At 34.1% G+C, this 26,622-nt stretch carries 23 protein-coding genes and 1 riboswitch; of the genes, 14 read left to right on the top strand and 9 right to left on the bottom strand.

The genetic code is table 11. The features are described 5' to 3' along the window. Positions 1 to 124 precede the first annotated feature (124 nt). Genes ptsH through crr form a run of 3 tightly spaced genes read left to right on the top strand, consistent with a single transcriptional unit; the run spans position 125 to position 2,674 of the window. Entirely contained in the window at positions 125 to 382 is a 258-nt protein-coding gene (gene ptsH, locus J3U13_RS07635) for a phosphocarrier protein Hpr (protein WP_025316545.1), read from the top strand. Positions 383 to 433: 51 nt separating this feature from the next. Beyond that, a complete protein-coding gene (gene ptsI / locus J3U13_RS07630) occupies positions 434 to 2,161 on the top strand; it encodes a phosphoenolpyruvate-protein phosphotransferase PtsI (RefSeq protein WP_267341227.1) in 1,728 nt (575 codons plus the stop codon). A 9-nt stretch (positions 2,162 to 2,170) separates the two neighbouring features. Next, a complete protein-coding gene (gene crr, locus J3U13_RS07625; protein ID WP_267341225.1) occupies positions 2,171 to 2,674 on the top strand; it encodes a PTS glucose transporter subunit IIA in 504 nt (167 codons plus the stop codon). Positions 2,675 to 2,755: 81 nt separating this feature from the next. On the opposite strand, the gene pgi is transcribed toward crr, so the two are convergent. The 7 genes from pgi to rne form a co-directional block, all read right to left on the bottom strand. After that, the gene (pgi, locus tag J3U13_RS07620; protein WP_267341223.1) at positions 2,756 to 4,405 is read right to left on the bottom strand and encodes a glucose-6-phosphate isomerase; all 1,650 of its coding nucleotides are present in this window, start codon (positions 4,403 to 4,405) and stop codon (positions 2,756 to 2,758) included. 1,063 nt (positions 4,406 to 5,468) lie between these two features. After that, positions 5,469 to 6,401 (bottom strand): homoserine O-acetyltransferase MetA, encoded by a 933-nt coding sequence (gene metA / locus J3U13_RS07615; protein ID WP_267341222.1) that lies wholly within the window; start codon positions 6,399 to 6,401, stop codon positions 5,469 to 5,471. A gap of 207 nt (positions 6,402 to 6,608) precedes the next feature. Beyond that, entirely contained in the window at positions 6,609 to 7,424 is an 816-nt protein-coding gene (locus J3U13_RS07610; RefSeq protein WP_267341221.1) for an ATP-binding cassette domain-containing protein, read from the bottom strand. 19 nt (positions 7,425 to 7,443) lie between these two features. Beyond that, positions 7,444 to 8,433: a putrescine export ABC transporter ATP-binding protein SapD gene (gene sapD, locus J3U13_RS07605; RefSeq protein ID WP_267341220.1), complete on the bottom strand. Its 990-nt coding sequence runs from the start codon at positions 8,431 to 8,433 to the stop codon at positions 7,444 to 7,446. A 2-nt stretch (positions 8,434 to 8,435) separates the two neighbouring features. Then, complete coding sequence (locus J3U13_RS07600) at positions 8,436 to 9,296, bottom strand: ABC transporter permease subunit (protein ID WP_267341219.1); 861 nt, start codon at positions 9,294 to 9,296, stop codon at positions 8,436 to 8,438. Beyond that, a complete protein-coding gene (locus J3U13_RS07595) occupies positions 9,289 to 10,224 on the bottom strand; it encodes an ABC transporter permease subunit (protein WP_267341218.1) in 936 nt (311 codons plus the stop codon). Before J3U13_RS07595 ends, J3U13_RS07600 begins: the two co-directional genes overlap by 8 nt. A gap of 78 nt (positions 10,225 to 10,302) precedes the next feature. Then, positions 10,303 to 13,017: a ribonuclease E gene (rne, locus tag J3U13_RS07590; protein ID WP_267341217.1), complete on the bottom strand. Its 2,715-nt coding sequence runs from the start codon at positions 13,015 to 13,017 to the stop codon at positions 10,303 to 10,305. A gap of 744 nt (positions 13,018 to 13,761) precedes the next feature. Here rne and syd point away from each other — a divergent pair. The 7 genes from syd (at position 13,762) to J3U13_RS07555 (ending at position 19,997) form a co-directional block, all read left to right on the top strand. Then, positions 13,762 to 14,295 carry a SecY-interacting protein gene (gene syd, locus J3U13_RS07585; RefSeq protein WP_267341216.1) on the top strand — a complete coding sequence of 178 codons (534 nt, stop codon included), beginning with the start codon at positions 13,762 to 13,764 and terminating at the stop codon, positions 14,293 to 14,295. Positions 14,296 to 14,433: 138 nt separating this feature from the next. Beyond that, the gene (locus tag J3U13_RS07580; protein ID WP_267341214.1) at positions 14,434 to 15,609 is read left to right on the top strand and encodes an aromatic amino acid transaminase; all 1,176 of its coding nucleotides are present in this window, start codon (positions 14,434 to 14,436) and stop codon (positions 15,607 to 15,609) included. A 294-nt stretch (positions 15,610 to 15,903) separates the two neighbouring features. Then, the gene (purB, locus tag J3U13_RS07575) at positions 15,904 to 17,265 is read left to right on the top strand and encodes an adenylosuccinate lyase (RefSeq protein WP_267341212.1); all 1,362 of its coding nucleotides are present in this window, start codon (positions 15,904 to 15,906) and stop codon (positions 17,263 to 17,265) included. Then, the gene (locus tag J3U13_RS07570) at positions 17,262 to 17,786 is read left to right on the top strand and encodes a GNAT family N-acetyltransferase (RefSeq protein ID WP_267341211.1); all 525 of its coding nucleotides are present in this window, start codon (positions 17,262 to 17,264) and stop codon (positions 17,784 to 17,786) included. Before purB ends, J3U13_RS07570 begins: the two co-directional genes overlap by 4 nt. After that, complete coding sequence (locus J3U13_RS07565; RefSeq protein WP_267341209.1) at positions 17,783 to 18,565, top strand: amino acid ABC transporter substrate-binding protein; 783 nt, start codon at positions 17,783 to 17,785, stop codon at positions 18,563 to 18,565. Before J3U13_RS07570 ends, J3U13_RS07565 begins: the two co-directional genes overlap by 4 nt. Then, the gene (locus tag J3U13_RS07560) at positions 18,562 to 19,233 is read left to right on the top strand and encodes an amino acid ABC transporter permease (RefSeq protein ID WP_267341208.1); all 672 of its coding nucleotides are present in this window, start codon (positions 18,562 to 18,564) and stop codon (positions 19,231 to 19,233) included. Before J3U13_RS07565 ends, J3U13_RS07560 begins: the two co-directional genes overlap by 4 nt. 11 nt (positions 19,234 to 19,244) lie before the next feature. Continuing rightward, positions 19,245 to 19,997 carry an amino acid ABC transporter ATP-binding protein gene (locus J3U13_RS07555; RefSeq protein WP_267341206.1) on the top strand — a complete coding sequence of 251 codons (753 nt, stop codon included), beginning with the start codon at positions 19,245 to 19,247 and terminating at the stop codon, positions 19,995 to 19,997. 39 nt (positions 19,998 to 20,036) lie between these two features. On the opposite strand, the gene J3U13_RS07550 is transcribed toward J3U13_RS07555, so the two are convergent. After that, positions 20,037 to 21,395, bottom strand: a complete 1,359-nt coding sequence (locus tag J3U13_RS07550; RefSeq protein WP_267341204.1) for an MmgE/PrpD family protein — start codon at positions 21,393 to 21,395, stop codon at positions 20,037 to 20,039. A 209-nt stretch (positions 21,396 to 21,604) separates the two neighbouring features. On the opposite strand from J3U13_RS07550, the gene folK reads away from it, so the two are divergent. The 3 genes from folK to gluQRS all read left to right on the top strand — a co-directional run bounded on the left by folK (position 21,605) and on the right by gluQRS (position 23,601). Further along, on the top strand, positions 21,605 to 22,090 hold the full coding sequence (gene folK, locus J3U13_RS07545) for a 2-amino-4-hydroxy-6-hydroxymethyldihydropteridine diphosphokinase (protein ID WP_267341203.1): 486 nt from the start codon (positions 21,605 to 21,607) through the stop codon (positions 22,088 to 22,090). A gap of 136 nt (positions 22,091 to 22,226) precedes the next feature. Then, entirely contained in the window at positions 22,227 to 22,682 is a 456-nt protein-coding gene (gene dksA, locus J3U13_RS07540) for an RNA polymerase-binding protein DksA (protein WP_267341202.1), read from the top strand. Between the two features lie 34 nt (positions 22,683 to 22,716). Beyond that, on the top strand, positions 22,717 to 23,601 hold the full coding sequence (gluQRS, locus tag J3U13_RS07535; protein ID WP_267341200.1) for a tRNA glutamyl-Q(34) synthetase GluQRS: 885 nt from the start codon (positions 22,717 to 22,719) through the stop codon (positions 23,599 to 23,601). Here gluQRS and moaA read toward each other — a convergent pair. Then, a complete protein-coding gene (gene moaA / locus J3U13_RS07530; RefSeq protein WP_267341199.1) occupies positions 23,586 to 24,560 on the bottom strand; it encodes a GTP 3',8-cyclase MoaA in 975 nt (324 codons plus the stop codon). The genes gluQRS and moaA overlap by 16 nt on opposite strands. Continuing rightward, positions 24,557 to 24,682: riboswitch (molybdenum cofactor riboswitch) on the bottom strand. Its footprint overlaps the gene before it by 4 nt. Positions 24,683 to 25,207: 525 nt before the next feature. Here moaA and ppnN point away from each other — a divergent pair. Then, entirely contained in the window at positions 25,208 to 26,584 is a 1,377-nt protein-coding gene (gene ppnN / locus J3U13_RS07525) for a nucleotide 5'-monophosphate nucleosidase PpnN (RefSeq protein WP_267341197.1), read from the top strand. Positions 26,585 to 26,622: the final 38 nt, after the last annotated feature.

The raw sequence follows: 26,622 nt of genomic DNA, 5'->3' as shown, positions 1-26,622 counted from the left end.
TTTATAAATTATGGCTAATAATATTTAATGAATGTCAAAGATCTATGAAATCTTACTAGCCTTTCATGCAGTTTTTATTTATATTGGTCGCTGAAAAGAAAATATTTTTAGGAGCAAAAATAATATGTATAAACAAGATGTAACAATTACTGCATCAAATGGTCTTCATACTCGTCCTGCGGCGCAATTTGTCAAGGAAGCCAAAAATTTCAATGCAGAAATTACCGTTACTTCAAATGGTAAAAGTGCAAGTGCAAAAAGCTTATTTAAATTACAAACTTTAGGTTTAACACAAGGAACAACGATTACTATTTCAGCTGAAGGCGAAGATGAAAAAGAAGCAGTACAACATCTTGTAAAACTAATTCCAGAATTAGAATAATAACTCCAAATTAGCTATGAACAGTTTTAAAATTGAATAAGGACTAAATTTATGGTATCAGGTATACTTGTTTCCCCCGGTATCGCTTTTGCAAAAGCGCTATTATTAAAAGAAGAGCCTATTGTTATTAGTAATAGACAAATTCTTGATAACAAAATTGACGCTGAAATTGAACGTTTCAAAGAAGCTCGAGAAAAATCAAGTGAGCAATTACATGTAATCATGGAACGAGCAAAATCTACATTAGGTGAAGATAAAGCAGCAATTTTTGAAGGTCATATTATGCTTCTTGAAGATGAAGATCTTGAACAAGAAGTTATTTCACGTATTCAAACTAAACATTCTACCGCTGATGCCGCAGTTCAATCTGTTTTTGAAACTCAAGCTAAAGAACTCGAAAATTTAGATGATGAATATTTAAAAGAGCGTGCAGCAGATATTCGCGATATCGGCAAACGCTTACTTAAAAATATTTTAGGTATTGAAATTGTTGATTTGAGTGCTATTAACCAACCATGTATTTTAGTAGCAACAGATTTAACACCATCTGAAACCGCTCAGTTGAATTTAGACATGGTATTAGGTTTTATTACTGACGCAGGTGGGCGAACATCACATACGTCAATTATGGCTCGTTCATTAGAAATTCCTGCTATTGTGGGTACGTCTAATGCAACCCAAGAAATCAAACAAGGTGATTTTGTTATTTTGGATGCAATTAATAATGCTATCTATATCAATCCAGATCACACTACTCAAGAAAAATTAAAGCAGGTCCAAGCAAAATTTATTACCGATAAAGAAGAACTTGCAAAATTAAAAGACTTACCAGCTGTAACACTTGATGGACACCAAGTCGAAATTTGCGGCAATATTGGTACAGTGCGTGATATTGCTGGCGCAGAACGCAATGGTTATGAGGGTGTTGGTTTATATCGTACAGAATTTTTATTCATGGATCGAGAAGCTTATCCTAATGAGGAAGAACAATTCAAAGCATATAAAGAAGTGGCTGAATCGACGAATGGTTTATCAGTGATTGTACGCACGATGGATATTGGTGGTGATAAAGATGTACCTTATATGCATTTACCAAAAGAAGAGAATCCATTTTTAGGCTGGCGTGCAATTCGTATTTGTTTAGATCGTAAAGAAGTACTGCACGCTCAATTACGTGCAATCTTGCGTGCATCTGCATTCGGAAAATTACGTATTATGTTCCCAATGATTATTTCAGTGGAAGAAATTCGTATATTAAAATCTGAAATTAATATTCTTAAAGAACAATTAACGACCGAAGGAAAAGCATTCGATAAAAATATCGAAATTGGTGTAATGATTGAAACCCCAGCAGCAGCAGTGATTGCACATCATTTAGCCAAAGAAGTAGATTTCTTTAGTATCGGTACTAATGACTTAACACAATATACACTTGCTGTTGACCGTGGTAATGAATTGATTTCTCATCTTTACAATCCATTATCACCTTCTGTATTAACATTGATTAAAAATGTTATTGATGCTTCGCACAAAGAAGGTAAATGGACTGGAATGTGTGGTGAACTTGCTGGTGACGAACGGGCAACAATTTTATTATTAGGTATGGGCCTTGATGAATTTAGTATGAGTGCTGTATCAATTCCAAAAATTAAGAAATTGATTCGCAATACTAATTATGAAGAGGCGAAAAAGTTTGCTGATACAGCTCTACAAAAAGCAACAGCTAAAGAAATTATTGACTTAATTGAAAATTATACCGCTGAAAAGCAAATTTGTTAGGAGACAATGATGGGTCTATTCGATAAAATTAAGCAATTAGTATCCGATGATAATAAAAATAGCATCGAAATTATTGCACCTTTAAGTGGCGAAATTGTCAAAATCGAAGATGTACCAGATGTGGTTTTTGCTGAAAAAATCGTTGGTGACGGTGTTGCAATTAAGCCCTCTGGTAATAAAATTGTTGCACCTTTAAATGGTAAAATTGGTAAAATTTTCGAAACCAATCATGCTTTTGCAATTGAATCAGATGAAGGTATTGAGCTTTTTGTTCACTTTGGTATTGACACAGTAGAATTAAAAGGTGAAGGCTTTAAGCGAATTGCTGAAGAAGGTCAACAAGTAAAAGTAGGCGATACTATTATTGAAATCGATCTGCCATTACTTGAGAGTAAAGCTAAATCAGTGTTAACACCAGTAGTTATTTCTAATATGGAAACAGTATTAGAATTAACAAAACTTTCTGGATCGGTTGAAGCAGGTAAAACGCCAATAATGCGAGTAAAAAAATAATCTTTTTATTTAATTTACTTAAAAAAAACCTTCAGTTTAAACTGAAGGTTTTTTATAAACATGTTTAATTTCTTAAACTTCTTAACGCCACTTTTTATATTGGTTAATTAAGTTATTGGTAGACTCATCATGAGAATTAACTGGCTTATCATCCGATAATTCGGGTAAAATACGTCCTGCTAACTGTTTACCAAGTTCTACACCCCATTGATCAAAACTAAAAATATTAAGAATAATACCTTGAGTAAAGATCTTATGTTCATACATAGCGACTAATGCACCAAGTGTATAAGGTGTTATTTTCTTCACTAAGATTGAATTAGTTGGTTTATTACCCTCAAAAACTTTAAATGGTACTATAGACTTAACTTCATCAAGTGTTTTACCTGCTGCAATAAATTCTTGCTCAACTTGCTGTGCAGTTTTACCAAATGCTAAAGCTTCTGTCTGTGCAAAAAAGTTTGATAACAATTTCGGGTGGTGATCACTTACTGGGTTATGGCTAATTGCTGGTGCAATAAAGTCACATGGAATTAATTTAGTACCCTGATGAATTAATTGATAAAATGCGTGTTGACCATTAGTACCAGGTTCCCCCCAAATAATTGGACCAGTTGTATAAGTCGTTTTTTGACCATTGCGATCAACACGCTTACCATTTGATTCCATATTTCCTTGTTGGAAATAAGCGGCAAAACGGTGCATATATTGATCATACGGTAAAATCGCTTCAGTTTCTGCTCCACAAAAATTGTTGTACCAAAGACCAATTAACGCAAGTAATGCTGGAATATTTTTCTCGATTGACGCGCTCTGGAAATGTTTATCCATAGCATGACCTCCAGCTAAAAACTTTTTAAAATTTTCAAAACCAATTGATAGAACAATTGATAAGCCAATTGCAGACCAAGATGAATAGCGACCACCAACCCAGTCCCAAAATTCAAACATATTGGTGGTATCAATACCAAATTTTTCGACCTCTTTAACATTGGTTGAAAGCGCAACAAAATGTAAAGCAATGGCTTTATCCTCTTTGGCTGCATCCAGTAACCACTTACGAGCAGTCTGCGCATTTGTCATGGTTTCTTGGGTGGTAAACGTTTTAGATGCCACTAAAAATAAAGTGGTTTCAGGGTTTAGATCTTTAAGCGCTTCTACAATATGAGTACCATCGACATTCGAAACAAAATGCATTGTTAGATGATTTTTATAAGGGCGTAATGCTTCGGTGATCATATGAGGACCAAGATCTGAACCACCAATACCAATATTAACTACGTCCGTAATTGCTTTACCCGTATAACCTTTCCATTCTCCACTAATGATCTTTTTACTAAACGAATCCATTTTAGCAAGTACGGTGTTAACCTCATCCATTACATTCTTACCATCGACATAAATCGGGGTATTTGAAGTATTACGCAACGCAACATGCAATACAGCACGATTTTCTGTACGATTAATTTTTTCACCGCTATACATGGCGTTAATGGCGCCATTTAAATCACATTCATCAGCAAGTTTGTAAAGCAATTCTAAAGTTTCTTGCGTCACTCTATTTTTTGACAAATCAACCAAAAACTCATCTTCAAAAGGAATGCTCAGTTTTTCAACACGCTTAGGTTCATCTTTTAAAATTTGGGCAATGGTTTTTTCATGATGCTTTTCATAACTAGCCTGAAGAGATTGCCAAGAAGAAGTGGTAGTTGGATCAATTGACTTTAACATATCTAATTCCTTAATTAATATAGCACTGCTGCCCATAATATAACTATGCCTAACATGATGCAAGATAAGGATTTTATCTTTTGTTTTTTAAATTGATATCATTTCAATCCCTTTTTTTACTATCTTCAATATATTTTGTCAGATTCTCAAAATCATCAAAGATAATAGGACCAAGATAAGGCACATATTTAGCTAAGTATATTTAAGACACAATTCCTTTTTCTTAAGCCAAAATTGTCACGTTACTAACTCTAAGGGATCTATTTATCTAATTCGTTCCGAGTAAGCGTGCTCTTTTATGCTTATGATGCTTCTACTTATAGACCTTGATAAACGACTTCACTATGAAATATGTAAAGGATTTATCTGTACATTTCTACACTAAATTCTATCCAGTTTTATTTATCAATAAAAAACAGTTCTTATTCACGTATTTCACATATTATTAATTAGTGTGGGATTTTATTTTCTGGTTGTATTGTTAAGTTTATTTCGTGAGATAACCACTTTAAATAAAAGGTAAGTGATTTTTTAGTAATAGCGCTCAATCTATAAGGAGCGCTTTTTTAGAGCTTGGGGAATGATAGTTATATCATAGATTATAGCGATAATATACACATAACTTCTCACGTGTTTCATAGATCAATTAACGTTGAATTGGTTAAGTAATGCAACACTCAATTGCTTCATCTTGAGCTGTACTATAATCAAAATGAGCTTTTTTAGAATCAGATTCTTGTAATTACATTTTAGTTAAATCAATAAAATTATAGTTAGCTAACTGACTTTTAAAACCGATTGTTGCATTTGTTACCATTCTTTTATTTAATTAATTTATAACATTTCATTGATCTTTTCTTATTTCTTATATTACTAATATCAGTAATGGATTTAAAAAATATTAATGTTTTTGGATTACATTTATCTATTGTATGATTTGTTTTTTCATTAAACCATGTGAAAAGCATGCGTTATACTTTTTTAAGAACAAATTTTTTGCTTATTTTCCATAATTAATATTATTTACTTCTATATACCAATAGGGTTTATATATTTGCTTTTTTTAATCATCAACCGTCATATTACGTGTTTTTAAATCAAATGGTGTTAATTGATAGACATAATAGTTAAGCCAATTACTAAATAGTAAATAGGCATGGCTACGCCATGTAGCTTTCGGGGGCAGATTTGGATTATTATCTGGAAAATAATTTTCTGGAATATTCGGATTAATCCCAGCGTTAATATCGCGAAAATATTCATTGGCTAAGGTGTAAGAGTCGTATTCTGGGTGTCCTGTTACAAATGCCATACGTTTATCTGTTGTTGTCATTAGATAAGGCCCTGTTATATCGGACTCAGCTAAAATTGTTAAATCGGTGTAATTTATAATTTTATCTTTGGGAAAATCAGCATTACGTGAATGAGGTGCTAAAAAAGTATCATCAAATCCTCGTGATAAAATCGCATTCGGCTGAATAATTTGATGTTGATAAACACCTGATAATTTCTGGCTGCGAGTAAATTTTGGTAAATCATATAAGACTTTCAAAGCAGCCTGTACAGCCCAACAAACAAACATTGTTGAAGTTACATGTTCTTTTGCCCAAGTAATAATTTCAGCTAATTTAGACCAATAAACTACATCAGAAAAAGGCACTTTACCTAGTGGTGCTCCAGTTATAATAAGCCCATCAAAATTTTGATGTCGAATATCATCAAAATCACAATAAAAGCTTCTCAAATGTTCCATTGGTGTATTTTTTGATTCACGTTGATCAATACGCAATAATTGAATATTCACTTGTAAAGGGGAATTTGATAATAACCGAAAAAATTGATTTTCAGTCTCTATTTTTTTAGGCATTAAATTAAGGAAGAGAAGCTTAAGTGCTCGAATTTCTTGATTTTTAGCACGCGATGAAGTCATAATAAAGACATTTTCATTGCGTAACACATCTACAGCAGGCAATGAGTCTGGGATACAAATAGGCATAACAACAGCTCCTAAAGCAATGATTTATTTTTTATAATTAAAATAGACGTCTAGATATCTACATAGCTAAATATAGTGGGTTTTATAAAATTTGTCGAGATTTTTATTAAGCAATAAGATTCAAAAAAATCAGTATACTAGAAATTTTAATAGTAAATAATGCTTAAATGGTCTTCAAAGTGAAAACGTTGATGGGAATATTAAAACTTAGAAAGTACGAGTATCAGTACGCCAAGTATCGGCGGTTAATGCTTCGCCAAAATAGCTATTAATTAATTTTTGGGTAATGTCACTTAATGGTGAAGCTAATACTTCAGCCGTATTACCATATTCAACCAGTTCTCCCTTATGCATTACTAAAATTTCATCGCTGATATGTTTCATCATTCCTATATCTTGAGTAACGTAAACATAAGAAATATTTTGCTCAGCTTGCAGTGACAACATTAAATTGACTATTTGTGATCGCATTGAAATATCTAGCGCAGCTAAAGCTTCATCTAAAATTATCACTTTAGGCTTTAAAATTAATGCTCGAGCTAGTGCGACTCGTTGTTTTTGCCCTGCTGCCATTACCGAAGGATAATAAGAAGCATGTTCAGGTAATAATCCAACTTGTTTTAAGACGTCATTAATTAACTTTTCACGTTCTTGGGCATTATATTTAGTATTGTGTTTCAACGGGATTTCTAACAATTGTCCAATACGTAATCTTGGATCAAATGAGCTCTCTACATGTTGAAATATCATACGGATAAGTTGGCAACGGTAACTATAATCACCATATTCAACTTTATTACCATCAATCCAGATATCACCGCTATCAGGTTTCAACATACCGACTAACATTTTTGCTACAGTTGACTTTCCTGAGCCATTTTGTCCAATAATGGCCAACGTCTTACCTTCACTAAGTGAAAACGACAATGGTTTAACTGCATCAATACGCAAATGCCCCAGAAAACCTTTAGGAATTTTGAATTGTTTAGATAAATTACGCACTTTTAATATTGGATTCATCATATATACCTGTTATTGACCACTACTCATCAGTATTTAACGGAAAATGGCAAGCTACTGAGTGATCTTTTATCGGTCTTAACTCAGGTGCTTCGATACACTTCTTTTGAGCATAAGGACAACGGGGTCCTAACCGGCAACCTATCGGTAAATGCTCAAGAGATGGAATAACTCCGGGTAAAGTATTGAGTGGGCTTTTATGGGGCATCGCTTTTCCAAAATCAGGAATAGCATAAATCAAAGCTTGAGTATAAGGATGATAAGGGGATTTAATTAAATCTTCACTATCAGCAACTTCCACCGTTTGGCCACAATACAATACACTAATACGATCAGTCCATCGTGTCACCATTTGTAAATCATGACTGATAAGAAGAATTGTGGTTCCAATATTTTGATTCATACTCGCAAGAAGCCTAAATATTTGTGATTCGGTTGTTGCCTCCATTGAATTAGTGGGTTCATCTGCAATTAATAATTTGGGTCGATTAGCCAGTGCAATAGCAATCATTACTTTCTGGCACTCTCCTTCAGTCAATTCAAATGGATAAGATTTTAATATTTCTTTATGGTCTTTAATTCCCACCCGATGCAACAATTCAATGGCACGATGTTTGCGCCAAAATAATCTTTGCCACCAATGCCCTTTAAATGTTCTTCTTGGAATAGCATTTATTAACTGTTGACCTATTTTCATTGAAGGATCTAAACATGATTGCGGTTCTTGAAATATCATAGATACATTATCACTAATCACTTTTCGACGCTGTTTAGGAGAAAGTTTTAATAGATCAATATCATCAAAATGAAAGCGATCAGCCGAAATCTTCCAATTATGATTAGTCACCCCTAAAATGGCTTTAGCAATAAGACTTTTTCCTGAACCTGACTCTCCAACTAAACCACGAATTTCACCTTCAGATAGCTTTAAGTTTACACGATCGATTGCTCGTAACAAACCATCAGGCGTAATAAATTCTATGGTTAAATTTCGAATATCTAACAAAGCCATAATTAATGCCCTGCTCGTCGGCCATATAATCCAAAATTGAATAAATAGACCAAAGTTATAGTAACAACTACAGCCAATCCTGGCGATAGAAAAGCTAAATAATTAGTACCGATAATATCTTTCATTTTGAACATCATCATACCTAAATCGGGACGTGAAACGTCATTTGCAAAACCTAGAAAAGTTATGGTAGTAATGGCCAAAATGATCGAACCAAATAATGAGGCAATTTCGGTCAAATACATGGGTAAAATATTAGGTAAAATGTAGTGATTAAAAATTGATAACGGTGATAACCCATCCAATCGGTAAGCTGTAATGTAAGTTTTATGCCATTCATTAATCGCTTGTTGATGAATATTATAGATAAAGCGTGGTGTATAAGATAATCCAATCACTAATAATATGTTGGTAATATCATCTTCTAATATCATACTAATTGCAATGACGCCTAGTAGCGGTGGCACAACCATACAAAACTTAAAAATAAATAGAATTAGCGGACGCAAAAAAGATATAAAGAACATCAAATAATTAATTATCCCACCAAAAATAATGACATAAAATACGGCTTTTAATGTCATGGATATGGTCGAGCGATATCCGATCAGTAAATAATCAAAAATATCTTGTCCTTTGGCATTAGTACCTAAAATATGATTTAAATCACCATTCGCCCACCAAGCTGGTGGTAATGAAGCCGGATAAATAGAATTTAAATGAGCATGAAAAAACCATTTAGTCGATAATGCTACAAATGCAATTGCTAAAATACCATAAAAGCTAATAATTAAATAAACATTACTGTGTAGCTTATTAAAGCAAGATACAATAGCATTTACTAGTTTAGTTACCCTAGACATAATTTACCTTATGACGTAATGGATAAATAGCAACAGAAGAAATTTCACCTAATAATGTTAATAGACTAATGACCGTACCACATGCCAAAATTGCAATAGCTATAATGGAATAATTATGATGGTGATAAGCAATCATCACCCATTGCCCTAGACCAACACGATTAAATAAAATTTCTATTACCATTGTCGAAAACAGCAGTGTTGTCGTATTGTATGTTAACTGTGGAATCGTTGCAGGAATAGAATTAGGTAACAAATGACGGCGTAAAATTTTAAATGGGGATCGTTCACGAATAATCGCTATTTTAATATAGTTTTGACGTGAGGTACTTTTTACCGATTGACTCACTAATTGTATTGTCATAATACTTGGTTGAATGGCTAAAATAATAATAGGCAAAAGCAAATGATGCAGATGTACAAGAAGTGCTTGTAATTTCATTGTTTTTGATGCAACAAGAATTTCGAGTAACGATGTGCCCGTTACTGACGGCGACACATCAAAATTCATTGATATCGACCAAGTAGGCGATAACCAATGCATCACAATAACAACAAACATAACTTTAGGACAAGAATACAGAAATAAAGATCCTAAGCGAATAGTATTATTAAGCCAATTAATATTACTCAAACCAAGAAAAATTCCCAATGGCAGTCCAATGACTAGAGCAACCACTAAAGCTAGTATACAAAGTTCGAAAGTCGCTAATAAAGTGTGAAAAAATGATACGGTTTCACCTGATAATAATCTAAATTGACCTTGTAGTAATTGCTTAAAAAAAGCACTATATGCATCAACAAAACTCAAATTATTAGAGTTAAGTATTGAATGTGGAGCAAAATAGACTAAACAGAAACTAATCTGAGTTAATACGCAGATAATAAATAAAAACGTTACTATTTTTTTGAAAATATAGATAATCATGTTTATCTTTATCGCTGTTATAAGTAAATAAAACACGGTAACAACTATTTATTACCGTGTTTTAAACTATTTAAAGGATTAATCTTCTGATATTAATGGTTTGCTAGCAGCTGCATAAGCATGATCTTGTGCGCTCAAACCACCCGCATTACCTTTACCATCAAAATGATAGTCTGACTCTTCACGTGACCTTATAGTTTTATTCGATACTTCATACTCTGGTGCTGATGCTTTAGTCATTACAGCCGAAGAATGCCCTGTTGTTTGTTCATTTTCATTCACTGATTTATCACTGTCATTACTTTGTTCAACTTCATTAGAATCAAGTTGTATATTAATATCTATTTGATTAACAGGAGCAATATCTAACGTTATATCTGTATTATCTTTCATATTATTTGTCACTACAACTTCATTATCCTTAACAACAATAGGGATCAAAAGTGACGGAATTAACGGTATTGTCACTTTTGGTTCCTCCTGCTTCAATTGACTATAATCGATAAATACTCGACCTAATGCCAGTTCTAATGATGAAGCTGCAAATGCCAATGGCATTGGTGACTGTTTTTGTTCAGTATTTTTTAAACGTCGCTTATTACGCTGACCATTCATACGCAAATGTCTGGATGTTCGACGTTGGCGCTTTGGTTGAGTTTCAGTAACTTTATTCTCCACTGATTCTGCGACAAGAATTGGTAACAGTAAAGTTGGAATAATAACTTTTTCACCGACAGCCTGATCGATCATCTCACTATTTTTGACTCGAACACTTTTGTTTAAAGTGCGCTGTTGACGTCGTGGTTTAGGTTCTTTTGGCTTAATAGTTGTAACTTCATTAACCGTTTTATCTACTTTAGCAGTTGTATTTATTGTATTTATTGTATTTGATGCATTTGCATTATTACTTTGTCTTGTGCGACGTCCACTATTTCTATTTGGTGTTTCTTTTGCTCGACTTTCTGTTGCCGGTGTTACCATAGCAATAATGTTATTAACAGCATTATTACTACGATTATTACGCTGGCGTCGATTATTAGAACGTTGATTATCACGTCGTTTTGGTGATGGTTGTTTAACTTCTGGTTCTGGTTTAGGTTTTTCAGCAGCAAATAATTTACATACTTTACCTAGCATATTATTGAACAAATTGACCAATTTCTCAATTTTTGGCTCAGCTTTGACTTTTGGTGTTGCACAAGCTTCAACTTTAGGTCCTGATAATATAGCTTGTTCTACAATAATGTCTGCTGTCTGATCATCTTCCTCTTCTTCAAGCTCACGAATCAGTTTAGGTAGATTATAACTTAGTACATCTGTCTCTTCACCAGTACGTTTACGAATAACTTTATAAAGAGGCGTTTCCATCTCTTCATCCCCGGCAATGACAATTTTGACATCAGGATGCATTTTTTCAATATTTGTAATCGCTCGACGTTTTTCATTGAGTAAATAACTCGCAATTGGCACAGGAACAATCACATCAATTTGAACTGTGTTATCTTTCATTGCTTCTTCTTGAATTAAACGGAGAATAGAAAGAGACAATGAATTGTTATCACGGACGGTACCTGTACCTTGACAACGAGGACAAATATGATGTGTTGCTTCACGTAATGAAGGACTTAAGCGTTGACGTGACATCTCAAGCAAACCAAAACGAGATATTCGCGTAGTTTGAATACGAGCACGGTCAGTTTTCATCGCTTCTTTTAACCGGTTTTCAACTTCACGCTGGTTGCGAATCGGTGTCATATCGATAAAATCAATAACAATCAAACCACCTAAATCGCGTAAACGTAATTGACGAGCGATTTCTTCAGCTGCTTCAAGATTTGTATTAAATGCAGTTTCTTCAATATCACTACCGCGAATTGACTTAGCAGAGTTAATATCAATAGCGGTTAATGCCTCAGTCGTATCAATAACGATTGAACCACCAGATGGTAAGCGAACTTCGCGTTGGAATGCTGACTCGATTTGTCCTTCAATCTGGAAATGATTGAATAATGGAACATCACCTTCATAAAGTTTTAAGCGGTTAACATATTCAACACGACCTAAATCAACCAATCGTTTTTTAGCCACTTCCATTACTTTAGGATTATCAATTAAAATGTCCCCTACATCATCACGTAAATAATCACGAAATGCACGGGTAATAATATCACTTTCTTTATGAATTAAACTTGGGGCTGGATAGTTTTTGGCTTCATTTTGAATTGCTGTCCAATAATTCACTAAAGCATTTAAATCTTGTTGTAACTCTTCTTGACTCTTACCCACACCAGCAGTACGAGCAATAACCCCCATTCCTCTTGGCTTTTCAATCGCATCAATAATGCGTCTTAAATCAGCTCGATCTTCACCTTCAATACGGCGCGAAACACCACCAGCTCGGGGATCATTAGGCATCAATACTAAATAGCTACCTGCAAGGCTAATATAAGTCGTTAATGCTGCACCTTTTTTACCACGAATCTCTTTTTCAATTTGGATTAGAACTTCTTGTCCTTCTTGTAAGTGCTTAATACTACGACGACCCGAAATATTGGTAGGGAAATAACTTTCAGCAATCTCTTTTAATGGTAAAAATCCATCACGTTCACCACCATAAGAAACAAAAGCAGCTTCTAAACTTGGATTTATTTTAGTGATTTTGCCTTTATAAATATTAGCCTTTTTTTGCTCATGCCCAAGACTTTCAATATCTAAATCATACAAGCGTTGTCCATCAACGAGCGCAACGCGCAACTCCTCTTGCTGGGTTGCGTTGATTAGCATTCTTTTCATTATTCTACACTCTTTATTAATCTTAATTAATTATAGGTAGAATATTATTATTAATAATAAGCGTTTATTTAACAATGATAAATAATGGTTGTTAACTAAATATTCAAATATGGTATTCATTATTTTATTTGTGCTATTTTTGTTATTATTTTATGTGAAACCGATATTATTCATACAATATCTTTTTAAAATTTAGGTATTATTAATGTTCAAAAGTTTCATACACTTTGTGAACCATCCCTAAATATATAACTCTTCGATATTATTTCTATGGTTAACTTATAAACTAAAGTTTTTTTTGACTTTGGCTACCAAATTAAATCGTTATCTGATTGTTCAAAATAAACATATTATTTAATTATAATAATCCTACTTACGCTATTTTACTTTTAAAAAAGTTGTAATGTCTAACGCCATTGCTGCATTACAAGGATAAAAAAATCCTTTCTTATTTTAACGTTTCAGCAAAGGATAGCAAGTAAATTAAAATTGCTATTTTATAAATAGTTATCAATATTTTGTATTTCTTATAAATCTTGTTCAACCAAAAAAGAAAATCTTACTTTTTAGTATGAGTACTTTATACGGAAACATCATGTAAACCTGAAACTTTTTTTACAATTTTTCGTCTTAAAGCTCATTTCACTTAATTAAAAATAAGCAACAAATTACATCGTGCAACGTTGTTCTTAATCAGTATAATAATTACGAATAAAAACAATTAACAAGAGACAAGAACGATTTATGGACTTATCGGATAAAAAAACACTCATTGAATTTACTACTCGTTGGTTGAATCAGTTTGATTACGCACCACAAAGTGAAGAATTGCATTCCATACCCTCACCTTGTATTTTAAAAACTCAACAACTCACTGTATTTTGGCGACCATTTATCTTACAACCACCAAGAGATCTCTCCATTGTTGAAGAAGTTGTAGGTATCACCTTACATCCCTGTTCACACATTTTTTATGGCACACAATATGCTGGCAATATGGCAGCTAAATTAGCTGACACAAACTTAACTTTAATTCAAACTTGGAATGATGATGATTTTTCAAACTTAGAAAGAAATTTAATAGCCCATTTATCTCAACAAAAAAAATTAAAACGCGTTCCAACCATTTTTATAGCTGCGACAGATGAAGATACTGAAATAATTTCCTTAAACAATTTAACCGGAGAGGTTGTAAAAGAAGATTTGATTACTGGAGAGTTAATTACACTAAGCCAAAATTTAACTACTTTTTTAAATAAACTCATTGTTATTAATTAAATAACAATTATTAATCGATAACTCGAGCAATAAGTCAGTAATGATATTGATCCGTAAAAGTAAATATTTTCGAAATTGTAACTTATAAACGAATGTGTATATAATGCTTTAAAAGTCATTAGATTAGATAGGTGAATTATGTTTGAATATTTAACAGCAGCGTCAGCCGATCCCATTTTAGGGCTAGCAGATCTTTATAATAAAGATGAACGCACCAATAAGATTAATTTAAGTGTTGGTGTTTACAAGGACGAAACCACCAGAACACCTATTTTAGAAAGTGTAAAGAAGGCGGAGCATTCATTATTAACTGACGAAACTACTAAAAGTTATTTACCAATTGTTGGCGCGAGTCCATTTAACGAAGCGACACAAACGTTACTTTTTGGTCATAAAAATGAACGTGCAAGAACAGCCCAAGCGCCAGGAGGAACTGGTGCCCTACGTATAATGGCTGATTTTCTATCTCGCCGTACTAAAGTAAAACGCATTTGGATAAGTAATCCATCTTGGCCTAATCACCGGAGTGTATTTCAAACAGCTGGTCTTGAAGTAAGGGAATACGACTATTACAATCCTCAGACACATAGTCTTGATTTTGATGCCATGATGAGTAGTTTAAGTCAAGTCACTACCAGTGAAGCAGTACTATTCCATGGTTGTTGTCATAACCCTACGGGTATCGATCCTACACCAGAACAATGGCAAGCAATTTCAGATCTAGCACTAAAAAATGGCTGGTTACCTCTATTTGATTTAGCTTACCAAGGTTTTGGAGAAGGTGTTGAAGAAGATGTGTATGGATTGAGATTATTTGCTAATCATCAACCAGAATTGCTTATTGCGAGTTCTTATTCAAAAAACTTTGGACTATATAATGAGCGCGTGGGAGCATTTACATTAATCGCTGCGAATGCCGAAATTGCTGAGCGTGCTTTTAGTCAAGTTAAAACTATTATCCGTGCGAATTATTCAAATCCTCCAGCTCATGGAGCTAAAATTGTCTCTTATATTTTAAACAATGACGAGTTAAAAGAAGAGTGGATTGATGAATTAACCAACATGCGTCAACGTATTCATCGTATGCGACAATTATTTGTTAAAACGTTACAAGATAAAGGTGCAAATCAAGACTTTAGCTTTATAGCTAAGCAAAATGGAATGTTCTCATTTAGTGGCTTAAGTGAAGAGCAAGTTATAAAGTTACGTAATGATTATGGCATTTATATTGTTAATTCAGGAAGGATCAATATTGCAGGAATGACTATTGATAATATGTCCAGACTTTGTGAATCAATTGTTGAAGTACTCTAAAACCTATTAATTCCTTGAATAAAAATTTAAAATATCATAGGCAAACTAAGGAAATGATACAATTTCCTTAGTCATTGCGAGAAATAATAAAAATTCTAATCCACTAAAATTGCAGTAATCCATCAAAATAAAAACAATTTTATCTCTAAGTGATTTTGAATAAACCACTGTATCTTTCATTCTCTATTTTTATTCCTTTTAGTTATATCAATATACAAACTGATTATTAGACGCTAATCCATTAATTATTAATAATTGAACAGTAGAATATAGAAAATAATTGGGGGCAATTTGGTGGCATCACACGTTTTAGATTTTTTAATTTTGGGAAATAATTTTAGCACCAGTGAAATGCGGGCGATTTGGTCAGAGCAAAATCGTTTAGAAAAGCAAGTCGATGTAGAAGTCGCCTTAGCAAAAGCCGAAGGTCAATTAGGCGTGATCCCCGCTGATGTAGCTAGTGAGATTATAAAAAAAGCAGATGCATCAAAATTATCTTTACAGCAAATTGCAAACGAAGCAGCAAAAGCTAAACACTCATTAATGTCAACCATTAACGCACTACAAAAACAGGTGGGCGAAGCGGGCCAATTTATTCATTATGGAGCAACCACTCAAGATATCGTTGATACGGCAACTGTCTTACAATTAAAGCAATCTTTTGCCATTGTTGAACGTGACACGAAACTTATTGCCATTGAACTTAAACGATTAGCTAAGCAATATCAATATCTTCCTATGGTTGGGCGCACTCACGGTATGCAAGCGCTACCGACCACTTTTGGCTTTAAATTAGCGGTTTGGTTGGATGAGTTTGTACGTCATTTACAACGTTTAACTGAAATAAAACAACGAGTGTTAGTTGGAAACATCAGCGGCGCTGTTTGCACTTATGCATCAATAGGGAAATTAGGTCCTCTAATTGAAGCTCGTGCATTATCGAGTCTTGGTCTTAATACCCCAAATATCGGTTGGCAATCAGCCCGCGACCGTTTTTCGGAATATGCCTCAGTCATTGCCTTAATTAGTGGTACACTAGGCAAAATTGGCAATGAGTTTTATAACTTAATGCGTACTGAAATAAACGAAGTCGAAGAACCGTTTTCAGAAGGTAAAATTGGTTCAACAACTATGCCTCATAAACGTAATCCAGCAGCCTTAGAAGGTTTAGCGAGCTTAACCGCCCCTCTATTAAAAAGTGTGGCGTTAATCCACGAATCGATGAAAGTTGAACATGAGCGTGATGCCATGAGTTGGCGGGCAGAATGGATTGCCTTACCCGAAATCAATTTATATATCTCTGCTCAATTGCAAAGCGCATTCACTATTTTTAAAGGTTTGAAAGTGAATAGCGATCGCATGTTAGCAAATTTGTTAATGCAAAATGGGCTTTTGTTATCCGAAAAAGTCATGTTTGAAATTGGTAAGCGTTTAGGAAAACAAACTGCCCATCATCTGGTGTATAACTGTGCTATGCAAGCCTTTGAACAAAATAGAGCGTTCAAAGAGGTGTTGTTAGATGATCCATTACTGAATAAAGAGTTTACTTTAGCAGAACTTGATAGCTGGCTTGAACCAATTAATTATCTGGGCACGGCACCAGAAAAAGTGCAGCAAGTTATCAATTATGCTGAGCAAAGTGGAGTACTAGTATGAACTTCCGCTTGATTAATCAGTCTGATATTTCCGCATATCAGACTTTATTACACAATGCGTATCAAATGGCAACCAATTTAGGGATTCATTTTGCCGCGGCCTCAGTGAATTATGAGCAAATTACCCATCATATGGAATGCAATGCAGTTTATCTGTCTGAAAAAGGAGGTGAACTAGTTTCAACCTTAAGTATCCGCTTCCCATGGGGAAATAACCCAGGACCTTATGGATTACCGCATCTAGGTTGGTTTGCTACCGATCCCAAATATAAAGGGAAAGGTTATGGCAACCAATTATGGGATTGGGTAGAACAACAAATCCTAATTAATCAATTAAAACTACCCGCGGTCACTTTAGGTACAGCACAAAATCACCCTTGGTTGGTACAAATGTATATTAAAAAAGGCTTTCGTCCAATTGGTCAAGCTGATTTAACGGTGGATCATACGACTATTTATTTCGAAAAAATCTTTAATCAACATAGCTATACCGAATGGAAAAATAGGAATTATAAAAAATGAATAAAATGATAACATTATTATCTACTGCAATATTCACTTGTTTAGCGTTAGTCAGTTGCGATAATCAATCGAGCAAGCCAACAACTGAACAAAATGTTCTAAAAGTAGGTTCCACTGGGCAAAGTTATCCCAATGGTTATAAACAAAATGATAAATTAGTAGGATTTGATGTTGAGGTCACTGAAGCTATCGCAAAAGAGCTCGGTTATAAAATTGAGTGGATTATTGCAGAATTTGGCGGTTTAATGGGACAATTTGATTCAGGGCGTTTAGATACCATTGCCAATGCCGTTGCAATTACCCCAGAGCGTGAAGCTAAATATGATTTTTCCTCTATTTACAGCTTTTATGGCAGTCAAATCGTTACTCATAAAAACAATAAAAATATAAATCAACTATATGATTTTAAAGGTAAAATTATTGCCGGAGTGCTTGGCTCTAATCATATCAATAATCTAAAACACGCTTTCCCTAAAAATGACATTATAATAAAAACCTATGAAACACGAGATGGTGCTATGTATGATACTGAATATCAGCGTGTTGATGGATATATCAATTCAAAACCTATATTACTTGCCGAAATCAAACGCAAAAACTTACCGTTTAAATTAGTCGGTAAGCCCATCACTATTGAACAGGTAGCGTTTCCATTTAGTAAAAATGAAAAAGGCCAAGCACTACGTGAAAAATTTAATCAGGCTATAGAAAAACTGCGTGCTAATGGCACATTGCAAAACATTGCAATTAAATATTTTGGTGAAGATATTACCTCATGAATTTTAATGTAACTTATTTTTTTAGTGTGTTCCCACAGATTTTACCTTATCTGCCAGTCACACTCTTTATTGCTATCGTATCGATCATATTTGCCATTGTTTTTGGGTTAGCAATTGCATTATTACGTAATCATAAAATGATCATGATTGATGCTATCTTTGCGCTATTTATTTCATTATTTCGTGGTATTCCTTCTGTTGTATTATTGTTTATTATTTACTATGGTTTACCACAAATTTTTCCGATATTAAAGCAGATTGGTGCAACGACAGCAGCAATTATTTGCTTTAGTTTAAAATATTCAGCTTATTTAGCCGAAATATTTCGTGCGGGCTTGGCATCAGTTGATCAAGGACAAAAAGAAGCTGGTTTAACCTCAGGTCTTAGTAACTTTCAAGTTTACCGTGGCATTATACTGCCACAAGCACTGGTTAATGCCCTACCCAATACAGGCAATATGTTTATTTCATTACTTAAAGACTCATCGGTGGCTTTTTTTGTTGGCGTACAAGAATTATTAGCAGCAGGAAAAATGTTAACGGCTAATTCTTTCCTTTATTTTGAAACTTACTTAGCTGTCGGTATTGTTTATTGGTTTACTGTTGTTGTCTATTCTTGGATACAAAAAAAGATTGAGAGCAAGCTCAGTAAACCCTATCATCGTTAAGGAGAAAGGTAATGATTTCTGTTTCACATTTATCTAAACGCTTTGCCGATAATGAGGTTTTAAAAGATATTAATTTAAATATTAAACAAGGTGAAGTAGTAGCCATTATTGGTCCTTCGGGTTCAGGTAAATCGACCTTGTTGCGTTGTTTGAATTTACTGGAAAAACCGAATACGGGGACAATCAAAATAGGTGAGGTTGCGCTAAATAGTAAACATTATCGCAATAAAGAAGAGATAAGCTTGCGCAAACAATCGTCCATGGTTTTTCAACACTATAATTTATTTAAAAATAAAACCGCATTAGAAAATATTACTTATCCATTAATCATTGGGCAAAAAATCGATAAAGATAACGCCAAACAACATGGGCTATCTTTACTTAAGCGAGTGGGTATGTTGCCTTATGCGAATCAATATCCAATCACCTTATCGGGCGGTCAACAACAACGAGTCGCTATTGCTAGAGCATTGGCAGTAAGACCCAAAGTACTATTATTTGATGAACCTACATCGGCACTCGACCCTGAACGAGTCCACGAGGTTCTGCAAGTGATGTTACAGTTAGCTAAAGAACATATTACGATGATCATTGTCACGCACGAAATGGAGTTTGCTAAATATGTTGCCGATCGCATCATCTTTATGGCAAATGGTGTAATTGTTGAAGAAGGTCCAGCAAAATCAATTATCGATAATCCACAAAATGAACTGACTCAACGCTTTTTATGCCAAATTACTGATAAAATTGATTTTGAAATTTAATCAAGATAAGTCAATAAAACTTACTTTAGCATTTTCATTTTACAATGTTAAAACATACTGTGCTATAAATTGGTTAATCGTTAAACCTGAGGCTAAATTTTTGATATCAGCTAATAAACTTTTTGCTTTTTGTTGGTCTTTGATTGCATCTGTTAGTTTTAATAACATCTCCATTTGGCTATAAGGATTTCTAGGTGATCCTTTTGGAACATCAATACGTTGACTAATTTTTTCTCCTGTATCTAGCTCAATTTCAATTACAACATATCGACCGTTATAGGCGTCAGCATGGGGGGCAAGGTTGATTTGATAACTACGCTGCATTTTTTGCATCAGTATTCGAATCTGTCCTGGAATAGGATTGGATCTAAATTGCTCAAAATTAAGCGGGATACCTAATAGAGTTAACGCTAAAATATATTCAGCTGAAAACCGCCCCTGCTCAGCTATTACAGGATTATTATAGATTAATGCGGCATCACTGTTTACTGGTGAAAAAAATAGGGTAATATGGCTAATATGGTGAACATTAAATTGTAGGTGTTGATAAAGTAACTGACCAGCATCAGCAATATAAGCTGCGGCAGAACAAAAACAATAGGTTTTAAACCATAGCCCAGGGTGTTCTATTCTCCAAACGATTCCCCACTGACTTAAATCAAAATTATCATTACCCTGCCCATAAACAGCTAAAAATCCTAGTTTTTCGTCTAAAAAGTCCTTCTCTGCAGTGATTCCACTGCGTAACCATTGAACAGATTGTATCGCATGCTGAGCGGCTAACCCTGCATGCAAAAACTTAATGGGGGTACCCATCACTAGACGGATACCTGATGCTTGAGTCGCCGACAATGTCAAAGCTTGCCGCAAAAAAGGTTCATTATAAAGGTAACAAATAGCAGCTGTGGCAGCGATACCACCTAAGGTGAGAGTTGCATGCCATCCTTTTTCATAATGCTTTGGATTAACGCTTTTACCTAGTCTCGCCATAACTTCAATACCAATAACATAAGCGGTCAAAAAACGCTTACCATCAATAGGAGATTGAATCTCATCTAATTGTATACTAGCAAATAGTGCTGATAAAATAACGGCGGAAGGATGTCCACGGATATCAGAATGGACATCATCATAATCTAAACAATGCGCTTGAAAACCATTAAATAATGCCGCTTGACGGGCTGTCGCTAATTTTTTTTGTCCTAGCAACCAAGCTTTGGCTTTACCCCCTTCATCATCAATCCAATTAAGCAATCGATGGATATCGACTTCATGACGAGCTTGTAAACTACTAGCAAAATAATCAACCACACCATTGATTGCGCATTCAATTGTCCTAGGATCGTTAATTATGGGAGTATTTGCTATTAAAAAACTTAATTGTTGGCCTAAATTCATTTTTCATCTCAAAAAAATCGTTACATAACAAACTGAACCTGGTTACCATAACGTATAAAAAATTATAAGTTAAAGATTGTCTGGTTATAATTTAATAACTTTTAGTCATAACCCTTAGACTTTGAATATCCATTTTTTTACTTTTAATTTATATGCTAAAATAATGTGAGCAACATTTACTTTTAACACGACAAAAAATTAAATCCATTATGTCAATTTGTTATATCGCATTAGGTAGCAATTTGGACGATCCATTTGCACAAGCCAATCGAGCTATTACCGCATTAAAACAGTTATCTGCTACTCATATTTTAGCTATTTCACCATTTTACCGTAGTAAACCGTTAGGCCCTAAAGACCAAAATGATTATCTAAATGCTGTGATTAAAATGTCCACAGATTTGTCACCAATAGCTTTGCTCGATGAACTGCAAGCAATTGAGAAATCCCAAGGGCGTATTCGCAAAGACAATCGCTGGGGAGCAAGAACCTTGGATTTGGATATTCTACTGTATGATAATTTAATTATTGATAGTGAGCGATTAACGATTCCTCATTATCATATGAAAAGTAGAGAATTTGTTCTTTATCCACTGTTTGATATCGCGCCGGATTTAATTTTACCTGACAACGATAAACTGCATGAGTTAGTGGTTAAATGTCCACTCAATGGCTTAATAAAGTGGAATAATTAATTATTTTGTTTAATAACATGGAGTTGTTTTATTTTTCTCTTACTTAACGCAAAAAAAAATTAAAAAAAATTTGCCAAAGGCTAAATTATTGCTATAGTTTACCGCCTGCAAATAATCTGTACATAAGGGGATTGTTTTGAAAAAGGAACAAAAAGTAAATACCTCTTCTCTTAGCCTGCTTTCAATTGCAGGACTTGAGCCTTATAAAGAGGCAAAAGGTGAGGAGTATATGAATCCTAACCAATTGAAACATTTTAAACTTATCTTAGAAGCATGGCTTTCACAATTACAAGGTGAAATGGGTAAAACTGTTTCTCACATGCAAGATGAAGCTGCAAATTTTCCAGATCCGGCTGATAGAGCAACTCAAGAAGAGGAATTCAGTCTTGAGTTACGCGCCCGTGATAGAGAACGTCGACTCATTAAGAAAATTGAAAAAACATTGAAGAAAATCGAAATAGATGATTTTGGTTATTGTGAATCTTGTGGCGTTGAAATTGGTATTCGTCGTTTAGAAGCGCGACCAACGGCTGATTTATGCATTGATTGTAAAACCTTAGCTGAACTTCGAGAAAAACAAATGGGTATATAATTCCATTTAATCAACGAGTTTACTTAATACGCCCATGCAATATATTGGTCGTTTTGCACCCTCACCTTCAGGACCATTACACTTTGGTTCGTTGGTGACCGCTTTAGGCAGCTACTTACAAGCCAAATACTGTCGTGGTAAATGGCTTGTTCGCATTGAAGATATCGACCCACCTAGGGAGGTTAAAGGGGCATCAACTCTCATTTTAAAAACTCTCGAAGCGCTCAATTTATATTGGGATGATGAAATTTTATATCAATCAAACTGTTGTAAACGTTATAAAACTGTTCTGCAATCGCTACTTAATAAACAACAAGCATATTACTGTGATTGCACAAGACAACGAATTCACAGTTTAGCAAATAAAATTTATGATGGATTTTGCCGTGATCGACCGTTGTCTGTTATTAATAGCGAACATATGGCGATTCGTATTAAACAAAATCATCCAGTTTTAGCCTTTACTGATAAAATACGAGGGAAACAAACTGTCCAACAAGCAGATGCCTTAGAAGATTTTATTATTCATCGCAAAAAGGGGTTATTTGCTTATAATCTAGTGGTCGTACTTGATGATCATGAGCAAGGCATTACAGAGATAGTACGCGGTGCCGATCTTCTACCTGTTACAACAAAACACATTTCACTGTATCAACTATTAGGTTTCAATGTTCCGACATATTGTCATTTACCTTTGGCCTTAGATAAAAATGGTAACAAGCTTTCTAAACAAAATCATGCCAGCCCTATTGATTTAAACAACCTTAAGGCATTAACTGTTCAAGCTTTACAATTTTTAGGACAAAAAGTGCCAAAAGATTGGCAAGATGCATCTCAACAGCAACTTTTAGATTGGGCGATTCAACACTGGCAGCTCACAAATATCCCAAAACATAATGCCAGTTATCCACCAATATAGGATAAATTCGGTGTGATACCAACATTATGATCATGTAGCAAATGTTTTTCTGGTTTAATCATTAATGAAGTAAGGATTTTGGTTTGTAATTGTGTTTTTTGATCTGGGCTTACCAACAAATCACGTAAATCAACGGCTGCATTACCAAACAAGCAATAATGTAATTTACCAACGGATGACACACGCAATCGATTACAGCTTTTACAAAAATCTTTGGAATATGGCATAATTAGCCCAATTTTACCTTGATAATCGTTATGTACATATACTTTGGCTGGTCCTGACAATGGAATCTTTGGTTGTAACTGCCATCCTTGAACAATGAGCTGTGATTCAATCATTGTACCAGCGGTATGATATCGTTCAAACACCTCATTACTATCACCGATTTCCATCAACTCAATAAAACGTAATTCTATTGGACGATGTTTAATCCATAATAGATAATCATCGAGATTGTCATTCATATTTTTCATCAAAACAGTATTAATTTTGACCTTTTTTATACCAACTTCCAATGATTTTTCAACACATTGCACTAGTTCTTTCAATTTATCTTGGCCCGTGATTAATTTGAATAAGTGTGGAGATAGGCTATCAATACTGATGTTAATTGCATTTAGCCCAGCTTGTTGCCAATGTGAAATATTTTTTAATAAACGCGATCCATTGGTAGTGATTGCCAGTTCCTTAATACTGGAATAAGAAGAAATCATTGCCAAAATATCAACAAAATCGCGTCGTAATGTTGGTTCTCCGCCGGTTAAACGAATTTTATTTACGCCAAGTTCATTGAAGGCAGATACAATATTATCAATTTCATTCAGTGAAAGAAACGTATGATTTTTATTAGGTCGATAACCATTTGGTAAACAATACTGGCACTGAAAATTACACAGCTCAGTAATCGATAAACGCAAATATTGAAATCGCCGTTGATAGTTATCAACTAATTGCATATAGAATTTAAACACCTTATCCAAATCGGGAAGCATAGCCATTTCTGCACTATACCGCGGCTAATTGACCATATGAATAACATTATCACTTAGGAAAAATAGCTTCAGAGTTTAGTTAAGTCTAGCACAGTCTTAATTTATTGACTATAAGCAACTATTTCATATCAACATAACAAAAATTGATTTATTTTTTATTTTAGACTTGACGTTATTATTACTGTTCCCTGCATAGATAGCGTTAATGTAGCAAGGAATAATAGGTGCAGTTCGAAAGAAATGAACCTACAGAATATCTTTTTGTTTATGAATTAAATTTTTTTTAATTAAATATCTTCTTTTATATCAGTATTGGATTATTCGTTTACATAGTCATTAATAAACTAAATTCATTTTCTATATCTTCATAGTGAGTTAATCAATCACTGTTATCAATGATTAAAATTGATCTAATTTTATACTACAATTACATTCAAATCCTTGTTGAATATCCTATTGAAAAATAGTTGATTAGAAAAGATCAGTTAAATTTTTCATATTCTATAAATCAACTTATTTATAAATTAAGTTATTATCAGCTTTACTTATTTTTTATTCTATTTGAATATATAATAATTTTTTGCCGATAAAACCGTCAAATGGAGGTTGTAATGATTACCCATATTAGCCCATTAGGATCAATGGACTTACTTGCTCAAGCTGAAGTTGATATTTTAAAAAAATCAGCTAATAGTGATCTTTATCAGTTATTTAGAAATTGTTCTTTAGCAACACTCAATGCCGGCAGTAAAACCGATAATACTAAAGATCTGTTAGATAGATTCCAATCTTTCGAAATTAATGTTATTAGTAAAGAAAGGGGAGTTAAACTAGAGCTTATTAATGCACCTGAAAGTGCATTTGTTGATAAAAGAATTATTCGTTCAATTCAAGCTAATCTATTTGCCGTTTTACGTGATATTCTTTTTTTAAATAGCCAAATAATTGCAATAAAACATTTAGTTCCTAATGATAAACTTGAAAAAGAACGCTCTTACTACATCACCAACCTTGTTTTTTCAATTTTACGTAATGCTAACGCACTGCATGTTGGTGAAGAACCCAATCTCATTGTTTGTTGGGGTGGACACTCAATTAATGAAAGCGAATATTATTATGCTCGTCAAGTTGGTTTACAACTAGGATTGCGTGAGCTTAACATTTGTACTGGTTGTGGCCCTGGCATAATGGAAGCACCAATGAAAGGCGCCGCGGTAGGTCATGCACAACAACGTTATAAAGATAGCCGGTTTATTGGCATGACCGAACCATCAATTATTGCTGCCGAACCCCCAAATGCATTAGTAAATGAACTGATTATTATGCCGGATATTGAAAAACGTCTTGAAGCGTTTGTAAGAATGGCACACGGTATTATTATATTCCCAGGCGGACCTGGAACAGCCGAAGAATTACTTTATATTCTGGGTATCATGTTGAATCCTGCTAATAAAAACCAGACTCTACCACTAATTTTAACTGGTCCTAAAGAGTGTGAAGGTTATTTTGCAGCCATTGATGATTTTGTACGTAATACATTAGGCGAAGAAGCAACCAAGCTTTATCAAATTGTGATTGACTCACCTGAACAAGTTGCTCGTATTATGAAAGATGGAGTAAAACACGTAAAATCTTCGCGCTTAAAAACGGGGGATGCTTATGGGTTTAACTGGCTATTAAAAATTGATGAATCCCTACAACATCCTTTTGAACCACTGCACAAAAATATGGCTGCATTAAATCTGCATAAAAACCAACCTGTTGAATTACTGGCGGCAGATTTACGTAGAGCATTCTCGGGTATTGTTGCCGGCAATGTCAAAGAATTTGGTATGAAACAAATTGCCGAACATGGGCGATATAAATTACAAGGTGATCCTGAAATTATGAAACAGCTTGATAATTTATTAAGAAGTTTTATAAAACAAGACCGCATGAAACTACCAGGAGGAACCGCTTACCAACCCTGTTATGAGATTTGTTATTAACAGAAAGCCAAAACCCAACTATTATAATATTCCGCCGA

It is taken from the genome of Gilliamella sp. B2887, from assembly GCF_026537015.1.
In the GTDB taxonomy this organism is placed as follows: Bacteria; Pseudomonadota; Gammaproteobacteria; order Enterobacterales; family Orbaceae; genus Gilliamella.
This window is presented reverse-complemented; position numbering and strand designations above follow the sequence as displayed.